Below are 13,263 nucleotides of genomic sequence, written 5' to 3'. Positions count from 1 at the left end.
GCGGACGAAGTCTCACGTTCGGAGAATGCATGGCTACCGCGGGTCTGGAACAGGTTACCGAAGACGCGATCCGTACCGTGGCGCGCAGCTGCGGTTCGCTGTCGATCGAATGCTCGGACGTTGCCGGCTATGTCAGTGACGTGTCCAAGAGCATCGGGGCCCACCTCAAGACGCTCGACGGGCTGGAGGAAGTCACCACCCGCCTGCTGGCCGACCAGGCCCGCGTGTCGGATTCGACCGATGAAGCGCGCCTCCTTTCAGAGCAGGCCAAGGCCAAGCTGGAAGCCGGCCGCGAGGCGATCGAACAGACCATCGCCGGCTTCAAGGGGCTGACCGAACTGGTGGTCGAGCTGGGGGACCGGATGGCCGGCTTCGCGCTCGCGATGAGCCAGGTCCAGAGCGTCTCCTCAACGATCGAGGGGATCGCCCGCAAGACCAACATGCTGGCGCTCAACGCCACGATCGAGGCGGCGCGGGCAGGGGATGCCGGGCGCAGCTTCGCGGTGGTCGCGGCCGAGGTGAAGAAGCTCGCCCACGACACCCGCGCGGCGACCAGCCAGATCGGCCTCACGATCAGCGAATTGACCCGCGAGGCAGGCGCCGTCACCAGCGAGATCAAGACCGGCGTCGAGCGCAGCCGAGCCGCGCAGAAGGGCTTCGGCCAGATCCACGAAACCGTTCGCGAAGTCAGCGAGATCGTCGGCATGGTCGACCGCCAGACCGAGGGTATCGCCCATTCGACCAGCCTGATCCAGAACAGCGTCGACCGGGTCAAGGCGAGCCTGACCGACTTCGCCGAGGATGCCCGCGACAATGGCGGCGCGCTGGGCGTCACGCAGCAGCGCCTGGCCAAGCTGGAGATGCTGTCGGCGACCATGCTCGACACGCTTGCCAACAGCGGCGCCGAGATCGACGACACGCCGATGATCATCCTTGCCCAGGATGCCATGCGGGCGATCGCCGAGGTGGCCGAGCGCGGCGTGCGCGAAGGTATCATCACGATGGACCAGATCTTCGACCGCCAATATGTGCCGATCCCCGGTCGCAACCCGGTCCAGTACGACAACCAGTTCTGCGACTTTGCCGACCAGCACATCCGTCCGCTGCTCGATCGCTACAAGCTCAAGGATGCGCGGATCCTGGGGTCCGCCATCACCAATGTCGACGGCTTCCTTCCGACGCACCTGTCGGAACGGTGCAACGAGCCGGGGCCCGATCCGGTGTGGAACGACGCCAACTGCCGCAACCGCCGCATCTTCATGGACGAACAGACCCGCGCCGCGATCGAAAGCGACAAGCCGGCGATGCTGATGACCTATCGCATGGAGCTGGGCGACAAGTCCTATCCGGTGAAGAACGTCTTCGTGCCGCTGTTTGTCAACGGCCGCCGCTGGGGTAATTTCGAGCTGGCGTACCGGGAAGAGTGAGCCGCTTGCGCTGGACGCTGCTGACCAGCACGAACGACAGGATCATCAGCAGGTACCAGCTTCCGAACTTGGCCGGGCTGACCATGCTCCAGCCCGACCGCTGCTGGGGATAGAGCCAGGCGTTGGAAAAGGTGCCGATGTTCTCGGCGAACCAGATGAACAGGGCGACCAGCGCCCAGCCGAGAAGGAGCGGCATCGACCGCTCCTGCCGGTAGGCCGTGAACCTCACCCTCGTCCGCCAGAAAAGTGCGGCGGTCACGGCAAACAGGCCGATCCGGATGTCGGGCAGCCAGTGGTGGGCGAAGAAGTTCACATAGATCACGGCGGCAAGGACCGCCGCAGTCCATTGTGGTGGGTAATGGTCGAACCGGAAGTGGAAGATGCGCCAGATCCGGGCGATGTAGCTTCCCACCGCGGCGTACATGAATCCCGAAAAAAGCGGCACCGCGCCGATCTTGAGCAGGGCCGGCTCCGGATAGAGCCACGAGCCGTGTGCGGTCTTGAACAATTCCATCACCGTGCCGGCGAGGTGAAAGGCGAGGATGACCCTGGCTTCGCCCCAGCTTTCGAGGCGGAACGCCAGCATCGCGGCCTGGATGGCCAACCCGCAGAGCGTCAGGAAGTCGTAGCGCGCGATGGGCGCGCCGGGCGGGTAGAACAGGTGCGTCGCAAGCAGCAGCGCCAGCATCGCGCCGCCGAACAGGCACGCCCAGCCCTGCTTGAGGCCGAACAACAGAAACTCGAACAACAGCCGCCTGGGCCGCGAACCGACGCTGGCCGCCTCCAGCCGCAGGCGGACCCATCCGAACCGGCTGGGCGGTGAACTCAACCCTTGCGGCGGGCCATGAAGGCGAGCCGCTCGAACAGCATGACGTCCTGCTCGTTCTTGAGCAGCGCACCGTGGAGCGGCGGAATGGCCTTGGTCGGGTCGCGATCCTGAAGCACCTCGAGCGGCATGTCCTCGTGGAGCAGCAGCTTCAGCCAATCGAGCAATTCGCTGGTCGACGGCTTCTTCTTGATCCCCGGCACGTCGCGGACGTCGAAGAACAGGTCGAGCGCCTTGCCCAGCAGGATCTTGCTGAGGCCGGGGAAGTGGACCTCGACGATCCGCTCCATCGTCACGCGGTCGGGGAAGGCGATGTAATGGAAGAAGCAGCGGCGCAGGAAGGCGTCCGGCAGCTCCTTTTCGTTGTTCGAGGTGATCACCACGATTGGCCGTTCGACGGCCTTCACCGTCTCGCCCGTCTCGTAGACGTGGAATTCCATCCGATCGAGCTCCTGCAGGAGGTCGTTCGGAAACTCGATGTCGGCCTTGTCGATCTCGTCGATCAGCAGCACCGGCAGCTTGGGGGCGGTGAAGGCTTCCCACAATTTGCCGCGCTTGATGTAGTTGCGGATGTCGTGGACCCGCTCCTCGCCGAGCTGGCCGTCGCGCAGCCGGGCCACCGCGTCATATTCATACAAGCCCTGGTGGGCGCGGGTCGTCGACTTGACGTGCCACTCGATCAGCGGGGCGCCGAGCGCCTTGGCGATCTCGTGGGCGAGCACGGTCTTGCCAGTGCCGGGCTCACCCTTGACCAGCAGTGGCCGGCGAAGGGTGACGGCCGCATTGACCGCGACCCGCAGGTCATCGGTCGCGACATAGTCGGAGGTTCCGGAAAAGCGCATGGCGACGGCAGTATGAGGCCGCCGGGGCCCGTGCAAGTCGGCTCGCGGGCTTAGTCCTCGGACTCCGACGGGTCGCCGTTGCGATCGCGGGCGGCTGCTTCCGCCCTTGCCCTGCCGGCCCATTGTTCGCGGGTCAGGCAGACCTTGCGATTGAGTCGCGACCCGACGCCTTCCTCGCGGCGGCAGATCTTCCTCTCGGCGGGCGCCTCGACCTTGGGTTGAATGGCGGGCGCCGCCGGCGCGGACTGCGCGAGGGCAGGGGCGGCAGGCAGCAGCAGCAAGCCGAGGAGGAAAGGTGATCGACGCATGAAAACTAACCTTTGTTAAGATTAGCTCATCATTCCCCTATCCGGCACAGGCGGGCAAGGGGATTCTCGCGCCGATGCGCCGAACCGTTCAGACGTCCTCGCGCGCCTCGCTGCGGGCTTCGAGCAGGTCGAACAGGGCGCGCTGCTGGAGCAGCAATTGCTCCGCACCGAACCGGATCGCGCGTTCCGCGGCGACCGTGGCCGCTCCGCATTCCAGCGCGTCGGCGATCTTGGCCTCGCTGGGCAGGGCGCAAGGGGGCACCTCCACTCCTACCCGCGCCGCGACCTTGTCGAGCAGGGGGCGAAGCGCCGCCCAGTCGGCGACCAGGGCGGTCGCAGCGCCCAGCGCGCAGCCGCTGCGTTCCGATCGTGCGAGCGTTTCCAGCGCATGGCGCTGGGCCAGCAGCGCCGCCTCGGTCTCGGCCGCGCCCGGAGTGCTCGGGATCGGGCCAACGGCCGAAGTCAGCCGGACGAGGTACAGCCGCTCGCGCTCGAAGGCGGACGAAGCGCTTTCGAGCCAGGCCCGGACCGGTGCCGCGGGCGCGCTTCCGAGCGCCAGTTCGATCACCGTCGGCTGGCGGCCATAGACCGCGCACAGGAGATGCACGAAATCGTCGAGGTCACGGGCACGATAGGGCGCGAGCGGCCCGGCGAGGTCCGCGGCATGGGCGTGGGTGAAACTCCCCGCTGCGCCGAGGCGGGCGGCATGAGCCTCGGCAACCGCCGAACCCATCTGCCGAACCACTCCCGATTGCGCCATTCTTGTCCCCTCCCTGCGTACCCAGAAAATCTGAGAACGCGTCATAGTGGAGCAAGCTATACCAAGCCGCGTAAAGACAGGGTTAGCGGCGCCTTAAGGAAGTCGCGAGGATTGGCAAAGCGTCCCCCGGCGGGACGGTGGTCATCACCCGGCAAGTGCCATTGACTTAGCGCAAAATCGCTTCAACTATCTGAAACATAGGTCATTTCGTCGTTGCCGATGGGCAGCCGAGGAGAGGTTTCGCGGGAATGAGTCGAATGCGGTCCGTCCTGGCGCTCGGCGCCTTGTCCCTCAGCCTGTCGGCCTGCGTCCAGACCCGGCAGATCGCGGATCTCCAGTTCACGCCGCCGCAGGGCAATTACAAGCTGCTGGTGATGCGCCCCGACGTGACGGTCGGGTCGGTCAAGGCCGGCGGGCTGACCGAGCCGCGCGCCGACTGGACCGAAGCGGCGCGTGCCAATCTGGTCACCGCGCTGAGGGCCCAGCAGGCCGGCCGCGGCGGTCAGACGACGATCATGGATCGCCGCGATTCGATTCCCGGCGTGTCGGCCGACACGGTCGCCGAGCTAGAGCGCCTTCACAATGCGGTCGGAAGCTCGATCGCGTTGCACAAGTTCGCCGGCTACGAACTGCCGACCAAGCGCGGGCGCGGTCTCGATTACACCCTCGGTTCGGATGCGGTCCGGCTCGGGCAGGCGACGGGGTATGACTACGCCCTGTTCATGCATGCCGAGGACAGTTTCGCCGACAGCGGACGGGTGGCGATGCAGGTCGTCGGCATCGCCGGCTGCTTTATCGGTTTCTGCGCCCCCAACATCGGCGGGGGAGGGCAGAGCGCCTACGCCAGCCTGGTCGACCTGCGCACCGGCGAGGTGGTGTGGTTCAACGTGGTCCAGGCCGGAACCCAGGTGGCGGGGATCAAGATGGGCGACCTCCGCAAACCCGAGGGCGCGGCCCAGCTGGTGGACCGCCTGCTCGGCCGGATGAAGCCTGGCCGCGACGTGCGCCGGGCGCAAAGCGCCGCTGCTCGCACCGCTCCGGAGAAGAAGTGATGAGCGGGCTTAGGCGCCGCGCGATGCTGGCCGGGGCCGGCGCTGCACTGGTAGCGGCGCCCGGCTCCGCACGGATCAGCCCCAACAGCCTCAAGCCGCTGATCGGTCCCGGCTATCGCCCCGTCGACACCGACGAGAAGGGCCTGTGGCAGCAGATGGAGCGGGTCGAGGAGGAGGTCGCTGGCTCCAATCTCCTGATCCGCGACCCGGCGCTCAACAGCTATCTGCAGGGGCTGATCGGCAAGGTCGGCGGTCCGGCGGCCAAGGACATGCGCATCTATCTCGCGCGGGTGCCTGAATTCAACGCGATGATGTTCCCGACCGGGTTCACCGTCTTCTTCTCCGGCCTGCTTCTGCGCATGCGCGACGAGGCGCAGTTGGCCGGCGTCATCGCCCACGAAAGCAGCCACTTCCTGCTTCGCCATCAGATCCGAAGCTGGCGCGACATGAAGCGCAAGACCAACATCTTCGCCGGGCTGGCGATGGCGGCGGGAATGGCGGGCGGGGTCACCGGCACCTACACCGGCGACCTGGTCCGGCTGGCCGAACTCGGCACCATCCTCACCTTGTTCCGCTACAGCCGCCAGCTGGAGGCCGAGTCCGACGCGCTGGGGGTCAAGCTTATCGCCGACGCCGGCTATGCCCCGCTGTCGATGTCCGAGACCTGGGATCAGCTGATCACCGAGCTCGAATGGTCGGCCAAGGAACGTCGCAAGCGGGTCGATCGCGGCTATTCTCTGTTCGCCACCCATCCGGCCCCGCGCGAGCGGCTCAAGGATCTGGCCCTGTCGGCGCAGGAACTGACCGTGCCGGGCCGCAGCTACGACCGCGGTCGCGATCGCTATCTCAAGGCGTTGGCGCCGATCCGCGCCAGCCTGTTTGACGACCAGGTCCGGCTCAACGATCCCGGCGCCAGCCAGTACATCGTCGAGACGCTCGCCCGCGACGGTTGGAACGGAACCTTGCTCTTTTACCGGGGCGAGGTTCACCGCCTGCGCGAGGGCGTGCAGAACCAGCAGGCGGCGGCACTCAATTATGCCCAGGCCGTGACCTATCCCGACGCGCCGGCCGACGCGTGGCGCTGGCATGGCGTCATGCTCATGAAGCAGGGCAGGGTGGCGGAAGGGCGGACCGCCTTGTCGCGCTATCTCACCATGGCGCCAGGCGCCCCCGATGCGCCGTTCGTGCGCCAGATGATCCAGGGCTGACCTCCATGCGCAAGAGCATCACCAAACTCGCACTCGGCGGCACCCTTGCACTGTCCCTCGCGGCCTGCAGTTCGGTCGGTGGAGGCGGGGTCGGCCTCAGCCCCTACGGCCTCGTTCGGGCGGGCCAGGTCTACAATGTCGGGTCGGGCGCGATGAGCGTGACTTCACCGCGTGAATGGAACCGGCAGGGCGGCCTGTCCTTCACCGACGTGCGCTGGGTCGAGGACTGGACGCTCAACGGACCCTATCTCGACGGTGTCACCTTCGTCACCGGGCTGCCCGACAACAAGCGCCTGATCTGGCAGGAGTATAAGGCCGACCGCCAGGTCCCGCGGTTCCGCTCCACCATGACCGCGCCGGAAGTCGCCAGCCTGCTCGAGACGTTGTTCCGGGTCGAGGGCGGATCGGTCGAATTCAGGACCCTGGGCCTTGCGCCGCGCACCTTCCTCGGCACCAACGGCTTCCAGTTCGATTTCGAGCATCTCGACGGCGACGAGGTGTGGCGCAAGGGCAGGGCGGTCGGCGCGGTGATCGACGGTCGTCTGTACCTGGTCCTGCTCGATGCCGCGCGCGCCCATTATTACGCACAAGCACTGCCTGACTACGAAGCGATGGTTCGAAGCGCGGTGCGCCGCAGATAGACCCGTGCAACATTGTCACCTGCCGCGCCGTTGAGCGTGGCGTGACCCAATTGAAAAATTTGCCCGACATCGAGCCGGTCGTTCCTGCCGAAGATGTCGACACCGCCGTCGCCGACGCGCTCGTCCCTTACGCAGAGGATGCAGCGGTGAAGGCGCTTGGCGCGGTGGCCGAGCTTTCGGACCAGGAGCCGCTCTACGCCGCGGCGGCCGGCGTGCTGGCGACCGCGGTCGTGCTGCGCGACGGGCCGACCTGGCGGACGGGGACCCGCATTCTGGCTGCGCATCTTCTGGCCACCGCGCTTCGCGGCGTGGTCAAGGCGATGGTCGACCGGACTCGGCCCGAGGCCGCAGCCCGTCGCGGGGACTATGTGCTGCGGGAAGGCGAGCGGCAGGAAAGCGACTTCAACAGCTTTCCGTCAGGCCATACGGCAGGCGCAGTGGCGGTGGCGATGGCAGTCGGCCGCGACCATCCCGGCGCGCGCTGGCCAGCCTTCGCTCTGGGCACGCTGACCGGCGCGGCGCAAGTTGTCCGCTCACGTCATTACATCTCAGATGTCGTCGCCGGCGCGGTGATCGGCATCGCTGCCGAACTGCTCGTCGATGCCGTGATTACCAAGGCAAGCAAGATTTAGACGCCGCCATCGCCCCGGCACTGGCCAGGGCGACGGTCAGCAGGTCAGGCGATCGGTGAGATCGGTGTGGTCGGGGTTTCGGTTCCAGGCGCGCTCGGCGAGGGGACGTCGATCGGCGCCTGGGCGGGCGGCTCCTCCTGCGGGGCCGGGGTCGGCTGACCCGGCTCGCTCGGCTGGGCGGGCGGGGCAGGCTGCCCGGGTTCGCTGGGTTCGGGGGCGCCCGGCTCGAAACCGGGGGCGTCGTCGGGGAAGGGGGGAAGCTGTTGCATGGGATAGGAACGTCCGGAGCGGGTGCTTGGGTCCGGACCGGTCGCCCTTCCGCCCCAATGTCTTGCCCCAACCCCCAACGCTGCTATAGGGCCGCCCCTGAACGCTCGCGCGGGCGTGGCGGAATTGGTAGACGCGCTGGTTTTAGGTACCAGTATCGCAAGATGTGGGGGTTCGAGTCCCTTCGCCCGCACCAGTTTCCGCCCGACCGAGGGCGCACGACCTTTCAACCGATAATCCGGGATTTCTTGTCACCATGCAGCATGTCGAGATCGAGAACGAGGGCCTGAAGCGGGCCTACACGCTGACCTTCACGGCAGCCGAGATCGACAAGCGGATCGCTGGCGAGGTCAAGCGGATCGCGCCGCAGATCAAGATGCCCGGCTTCCGCCCCGGCAAGGTTCCGGCCAACCTCATCCGCAAGATGCACGGCGACGCGCTCCATCAGGACGCGCTCAACACGACCATCCAGGAAGGCGTGCAGAAGCTGATGAGCGAGCAGGGCCTGCGCCCCGCGATGCAGCCGTCGATCGAGCTCAAGGACGGCTATGAAGCAGGCAAGGACGCCGAGGTCACCATCCGTCTCGAGACCCTGCCGCAGATCCCGACGCCGCAGATCGAAGGCCTCAAGCTCGAGCGCCTGACGGCCGAGGCCGACGAAAGCGCCGTCGACGCGCAGGTCGGCCAGTTCGCCTCGAACGCCAAGCGGTTCGAGGATGCGCCGAAGGGCAAGAAGGCGGCGAGCGGCGACCAGGTCGTGCTCGACTTTGTCGGCAAGACTTCGGACGGCGTTGCCTTCGAGGGCGGCACCGGCACCGACATGGCGGTCGAAATCGGCTCCGGCACCCTGATCCCGGGCTTCGAGGACCAGTTGATCGGCGCCAAGGTCGGCGAGGAGCGCACGCTCAACGTCACTTTCCCGGACGATTATCCGGCCGAGAACCTCAAGGGCCAGCCCGCGACCTTCGACGTCAAGGTCACCGCGGTGAAGGTCGCCGGCGAAACCAAGATCGACGACGATTTCGCCAAGACCCTCGGCCTCGAGAGCCTCGACCAGCTCAAGGGCCTGCTGCGCGACCAGCAGAGCCAGGAGCTGAACGGCCTGACCCGCACCCACATGAAGCGCCGCCTGCTCGACCAGCTGGCCGCTGCGCACGACTTCGAAGTGCCGCCGTCGATGGTGGAAGCTGAGTTCGCCAACATCATCGCCCAGCTCGAGCATGAGGCCGGTCACGAGGCCGACCCGGAAGCCGCCAAGGCCGAGATCGAGAACGACAAGGACGAATATCGCAAGATCGCCGAGCGCCGCGTGCGCCTCGGGCTTCTGCTCAGCGAGATCGGCCAGAATAATGGCGTCGAGGTTACCAACCAGGAGATGAACCGCCTGATCGCGCAGGCTGCGCAGCAGTATCAGCCGGCCGACCGCGAGCGCTTCATCCAGTATATCCAGCAGGAGCCGATGGCCGCCGCCCAGCTGCGCGCGCCCCTGTACGAGGACAAGGTTGTCGACTTCCTCTTCACCAAGGCCGAGATCACCGATCGCGCCGCGACCCGCGCCGAGATCGAGGCTGACCTCGAGGCCGAGGAAGGCCACGTCCACGGTCCTGGCTGCGGTCACGACCATGCCCACGAGGCTGCGCCGGCCAAGCCCAAGAAGGCTGCCAAGGGCAAGAAGGCTGCCGCCACCGAAGACGCTCCCGCCGCCGAGGCCGTCGAGACTGCTGCCGAGGTGAAGCCCGCCGCGAAGAAGGCCAAGGCCGCCAAGGGCGCGGTCGAGGCCGAAGCGGCGACGCCCGTTCCCGCCGAGCCGGTCAAGGACGGCGCCGGCGCCAAGGCTCCGGCCAAGAAGTCGAAGAAGGCCTCGGCCTGAGGTTTTGGGCACCCCGGGCTTGACCCGGGGTGCACCACCTCTGATCCTTCCCACCGGACAATGGTGGATTCCGGATCGGGACCGGGATGACCGATGGGGGAATAATGAGCGCTGAGCACAGCCCACGCATTGCCGTGCTGCTGCCCTGCTACAACGAGGAAGCCGCCATCGGTCCGACCGTGGCCGGCTTCCGCGCCGCGCTTCCGGGTGCCACCATCTACGTTTACGACAACAACAGCCGCGACCGCACGGTGGAAGTCGCGCGGGCGGCCGGTGCCGTGGTCCGTACCGAGCGCCAGCAGGGCAAGGGCAATGTCGTCCGCCGCATGTTCGCGGACATCGAGGCCGACATCTACGTGATGGCCGACGGCGACCTCACCTACGATCCCGCCGCCGCGCCGGCGATGGTCGAAATGGCCTTGAGCGAACAGCTCGACATGGTCGTCGGCACCCGCCAGCACAATGCCAAGGACGCCTACCGGGGCGGCCACGTGCTCGGGAATCGACTGTTCACCGGCTTGCTGAGCTTTCTCTTCGCGCGCAGCTTCACCGACGTCTTCTCGGGTTACCGGGTGTTCTCCCGCCGCTTCGTGAAGAGCTTCCCGGTCCTGTCTTCCGGGTTCGAGATCGAAACCGAGATGAGCATCCACGCGCTGGAATTGCGCATGCCGGTAGGAGAGCTCGCCACCGCTTATGGCGCCCGGCCCGAAGGATCGGCGTCCAAGCTCAGCACCTTCCGCGATGGTTGGCGCATCCTCAAGGTGATGCTCAACCTGTTCCGGACCGAGCGGCCGTGGCTGTTCTTCGGCTCGGTCGGCGCGCTGCTGGTGGTGGCCGCACTGATCCTCGCGGTCCCGCTGGTCCTCACCTACCTCGACACCGGGCTGGTGCCGCGCTTCCCGACCGCCATCCTGATCACCGGCCTCGGCATCGTCGCAGTGTTGTCGTTCCTTGCCGGACTGATCCTCGACACCGTGACCCACGGTCGCAGGGAGCTTCGCCGGCTCGCCTATCTCGCCCAGCCGGCACCCGGCAGCGAGCGCTGATGACCGCGCCGCCCCTCCGGCGGCTGCCCCGTCGCCTGGTCGTCAAACTGGGCTCCTCGCTGGTGACCGATGGGCAGGGGCCGCGAGCCCGCTTCCTTGCCGACCTTGCCGGCGATGTCGGCCATTTACGGGCGCAAGGCAGCGAGGTGATCGTCGTCAGTTCGGGCGCGGTGGCGCTGGGGCGCGGCAGGCTTGGTCTTTCCCGCTCGCAACGGCTCGACCAGAAGCAGGCCGCCGCCGCTACCGGGCAGCCCCTGCTGATGCAGGCCTGGGCCGAGGCCTTTGCACCGCTCGGCCTGGTCACCGCGCAACTGCTGCTGACCGCAGCCGACACCGAGGACCGCCGCGCTTTTCTCAACGCGCGTGGGACGCTTGCCGCCTTGCTCAAGGCCGGCGCGGTACCGGTCATCAACGAGAATGACAGCACCGCCACCGCCGAGCTCCGGGTCGGCGACAATGACCGGTTGTCGGCGCGGGTGGCACAGCTTGCCGGCGCCGAGCTGCTGGTGCTGTTGAGCGATGTCGACGGCCTCTACACCGCCGACCCGCGCCTCGACCGCGACGCCACGCACATCGCGGAGGTGAGCGCGCTCACCCCCGAGATCATGGCGCTTGCAGGTGGCAGCGACCGTTCCGGCCCGGGCACCGGTGGCATGCGGACCAAGCTGGAGGCCGCTCGCATCGCCGCGGCCGCCGGATGCGCGACCCTGATCGGCAGCGGCGCGGGCGAACGGCCGCTGGCCCGGCTGATCGGTGGCGAAGCGCGCGGCACCCACATTGACGCGCAAGGCAACCCGGTCCGCGCCTACAAAAGCTGGATTGCGGGAACGCTGGCGCCGCTGGGCACGCTGCGGATCGATCCCGGCGCCGTGAAGGCGCTCGGCGACGGTGGCAGCCTGCTCCCCGCGGGCGTGCTTGCGGTCGACGGCGCCTTCTCCCGCGGAGATTGCGTCGCGGTGCAGGACGGGGAGGGGCGGGAGGTCGCCCGTGGCCTCAGTCGCTACGATGCGGAGGAAGCGGTGCGGCTGATCGGCGCTAAGGGGAGGGAGATTGCGGGCCGGCTCGGCTATTCTCGCGGCGACGCGCTGATCCACCGTGACGACCTGGTGCTGGGATGACCATCGACGAGACCATGCTGGCGATGGGCCGTGCCGCCCGGTCTGGGGCCGAAGCGCTGCGCGGCGCCACCGCCGACCAGCGCACAGCCGCCATCCGCGCGATGGCTACCGCCCTCCGCGCCCATGCCGGTGCCGTGCTCGCCGCCAACGCGGCCGACCTCGCCGCCGCCACGCGCCATCATGACCGGCTGATGCTCGATTCCGAGCGGGTCGAGGCGATCGCTGCCGGGCTCGATTCGGTTGCCGCGCTGCCCGACCCGGTCGGCGCTGAAATGGCTCGGTGGCAGCGCCCGAACGGCCTCGACATCGCCCGGGTGCGCACGCCGGTCGGTGTCATCGGCATGATCTACGAGGCGCGGCCGAACGTCACCGCCGATGCTGCCGCCATCTGCGTGCGGTCGGGCAATGCCGTCATCCTCCGCCCCGGCTCCGACTGCCTGGCAAGCAGCCGGGCAATTCATGCCGCGCTGGCGGAAGGGCTCGAAGCGGCAGGCTTGCCTGCCTGCGCTGTGCAGATCGTCCCCACCGGCGACCGCGCCGCGGTGGGCGCCCTGCTGTCCGGACTTGGCGGCACCCTCGACCTGCTGATCCCGCGCGGCGGGCGAAGCCTGGTCGAGCGCGTCCAGGCCGAAGCGCGGGTCCCGGTGCTCGGTCACCTGGAAGGCGTCTGCCACACCTATGTCCATGCCGCCGCCGACCCCGCCATGGCCGCCGCCATCGTCCGCAATGCCAAGCTGCGCCGGGTGTCGGTATGCGGATCGACCGAAACCCTGCTGATCGACCGCGCGGCCCTGCCCATGCTCCCGGCCATCGCTGATTCGCTGAACGGGTGCGAATTGCGCGGCGATGCCGAAGCTGCGGCGATCGTCCCGATGCTCCCTGCGCGCGAGGAGGACTGGCGCACCGAATATCTCGCGCCTGTTCTCAGCATTCGCACCGTACGCAACTGGCAGGAAGCGGCTTCCCATATCGCACGCTACGGCACTGGGCACACCGAGGCGATCGTCACCGAGGATGCCGGAACGGCGGAGGCCTTTCTCGCCGCGGTCGACAGCGCGATCGTGCTGTGGAACGCCTCGACCCAGTTCGCCGATGGCGGCGAGTTCGGTTTCGGGGCCGAGATCGGCATCGCCACCGGCAAGCTTCATGCCCGCGGCCCGGTCGGTCCCGAACAGCTCACCAGCTTCAAATATGTGGTTCGCGGCAACGGGCAGGTGCGGCCTTGAACTTGTCTCGCCACCCGCCGATGTAGTCACCACACCAAAC

The 13,263-nt window shown here is 67.6% G+C and carries 14 protein-coding genes and 1 tRNA gene; 10 read left to right on the top strand and 5 right to left on the bottom strand.

The genetic code is table 11. The features are described from left to right. Nucleotides 1-29: 29 nt before the first annotated feature. Entirely contained in the window at nt 30-1,427 is a 1,398-nt protein-coding gene (locus tag GGQ97_RS10230; RefSeq protein ID WP_168069290.1) for a methyl-accepting chemotaxis protein, read from the top strand. Here GGQ97_RS10230 and GGQ97_RS10225 read toward each other — a convergent pair. The 4 genes from GGQ97_RS10225 to GGQ97_RS10210 all read right to left on the bottom strand — a co-directional run bounded on the left by GGQ97_RS10225 (nt 1,378) and on the right by GGQ97_RS10210 (nt 4,163). Then, on the bottom strand, nt 1,378-2,256 hold the full coding sequence (locus tag GGQ97_RS10225) for a DUF817 domain-containing protein (RefSeq protein WP_168069288.1): 879 nt from the start codon (nt 2,254-2,256) through the stop codon (nt 1,378-1,380). The genes GGQ97_RS10230 and GGQ97_RS10225 overlap by 50 nt on opposite strands. Then, entirely contained in the window at nt 2,253-3,095 is an 843-nt protein-coding gene (locus tag GGQ97_RS10220; protein WP_168069286.1) for an AAA family ATPase, read from the bottom strand. The genes GGQ97_RS10225 and GGQ97_RS10220 overlap by 4 nt, the downstream gene beginning before the upstream one ends. A gap of 50 nt (nt 3,096-3,145) precedes the next feature. Continuing rightward, entirely contained in the window at nt 3,146-3,403 is a 258-nt protein-coding gene (locus GGQ97_RS10215; protein ID WP_168069284.1) for a hypothetical protein, read from the bottom strand. Nucleotides 3,404-3,491: 88 nt separating this feature from the next. Further along, a complete protein-coding gene (locus tag GGQ97_RS10210) occupies nt 3,492-4,163 on the bottom strand; it encodes a DUF6975 family protein (RefSeq protein ID WP_168069283.1) in 672 nt (223 codons plus the stop codon). Between the two features lie 257 nt (nt 4,164-4,420). On the opposite strand from GGQ97_RS10210, the gene GGQ97_RS10205 reads away from it, so the two are divergent. From GGQ97_RS10205 to GGQ97_RS10190, 4 genes are read left to right on the top strand one after another with little or no spacing between them, the layout of a single operon-like run. Beyond that, on the top strand, nt 4,421-5,215 hold the full coding sequence (locus GGQ97_RS10205) for a hypothetical protein (RefSeq protein WP_168069281.1): 795 nt from the start codon (nt 4,421-4,423) through the stop codon (nt 5,213-5,215). Beyond that, complete coding sequence (locus tag GGQ97_RS10200; RefSeq protein WP_168069279.1) at nt 5,215-6,423, top strand: M48 family metallopeptidase; 1,209 nt, start codon at nt 5,215-5,217, stop codon at nt 6,421-6,423. The genes GGQ97_RS10205 and GGQ97_RS10200 overlap by 1 nt, the downstream gene beginning before the upstream one ends. A 5-nt stretch (nt 6,424-6,428) precedes the next feature. Next, nucleotides 6,429-7,064, top strand: a complete 636-nt coding sequence (locus tag GGQ97_RS10195) for a hypothetical protein (protein ID WP_168069278.1) — start codon at nt 6,429-6,431, stop codon at nt 7,062-7,064. A gap of 41 nt (nt 7,065-7,105) precedes the next feature. Further along, the gene (locus tag GGQ97_RS10190; RefSeq protein ID WP_168069276.1) at nt 7,106-7,696 is read left to right on the top strand and encodes a phosphatase PAP2 family protein; all 591 of its coding nucleotides are present in this window, start codon (nt 7,106-7,108) and stop codon (nt 7,694-7,696) included. Nucleotides 7,697-7,740: 44 nt separating this feature from the next. Here GGQ97_RS10190 and GGQ97_RS10185 read toward each other — a convergent pair whose 3' ends face one another. Next, entirely contained in the window at nt 7,741-7,965 is a 225-nt protein-coding gene (locus tag GGQ97_RS10185; RefSeq protein WP_168069274.1) for a hypothetical protein, read from the bottom strand. Nucleotides 7,966-8,074: 109 nt separating this feature from the next. Here GGQ97_RS10185 and GGQ97_RS10180 point away from each other — a divergent pair. The 5 genes from GGQ97_RS10180 to GGQ97_RS10160 all read left to right on the top strand — a co-directional run bounded on the left by GGQ97_RS10180 (nt 8,075) and on the right by GGQ97_RS10160 (nt 13,223). After that, a tRNA-Leu gene (locus tag GGQ97_RS10180) sits at nt 8,075-8,159 on the top strand. A 60-nt stretch (nt 8,160-8,219) separates the two neighbouring features. Next, nucleotides 8,220-9,833: a trigger factor gene (gene tig / locus GGQ97_RS10175; protein WP_168069272.1), complete on the top strand. Its 1,614-nt coding sequence runs from the start codon at nt 8,220-8,222 to the stop codon at nt 9,831-9,833. Between the two features lie 104 nt (nt 9,834-9,937). After that, a complete protein-coding gene (locus GGQ97_RS10170) occupies nt 9,938-10,879 on the top strand; it encodes a glycosyltransferase family 2 protein (protein ID WP_168069270.1) in 942 nt (313 codons plus the stop codon). Next, entirely contained in the window at nt 10,879-11,997 is a 1,119-nt protein-coding gene (gene proB, locus GGQ97_RS10165; RefSeq protein WP_168069268.1) for a glutamate 5-kinase, read from the top strand. The genes GGQ97_RS10170 and proB overlap by 1 nt, the downstream gene beginning before the upstream one ends. After that, a complete protein-coding gene (locus GGQ97_RS10160; protein WP_209022834.1) occupies nt 11,994-13,223 on the top strand; it encodes a glutamate-5-semialdehyde dehydrogenase in 1,230 nt (409 codons plus the stop codon). The genes proB and GGQ97_RS10160 overlap by 4 nt, the downstream gene beginning before the upstream one ends. The last annotated feature ends 40 nt before the right edge of the window (nt 13,224-13,263 follow it).

Origin of the sequence: Sphingomonas kaistensis (assembly GCF_011927725.1) — a bacterium.
GTDB classification, from domain to species: Bacteria; Pseudomonadota; Alphaproteobacteria; order Sphingomonadales; family Sphingomonadaceae; genus Sphingomicrobium; species Sphingomicrobium kaistense.
The sequence above is the reverse complement of the archived record's forward strand: the minus strand, read 5'-3'. Positions and strand labels throughout refer to the sequence as shown.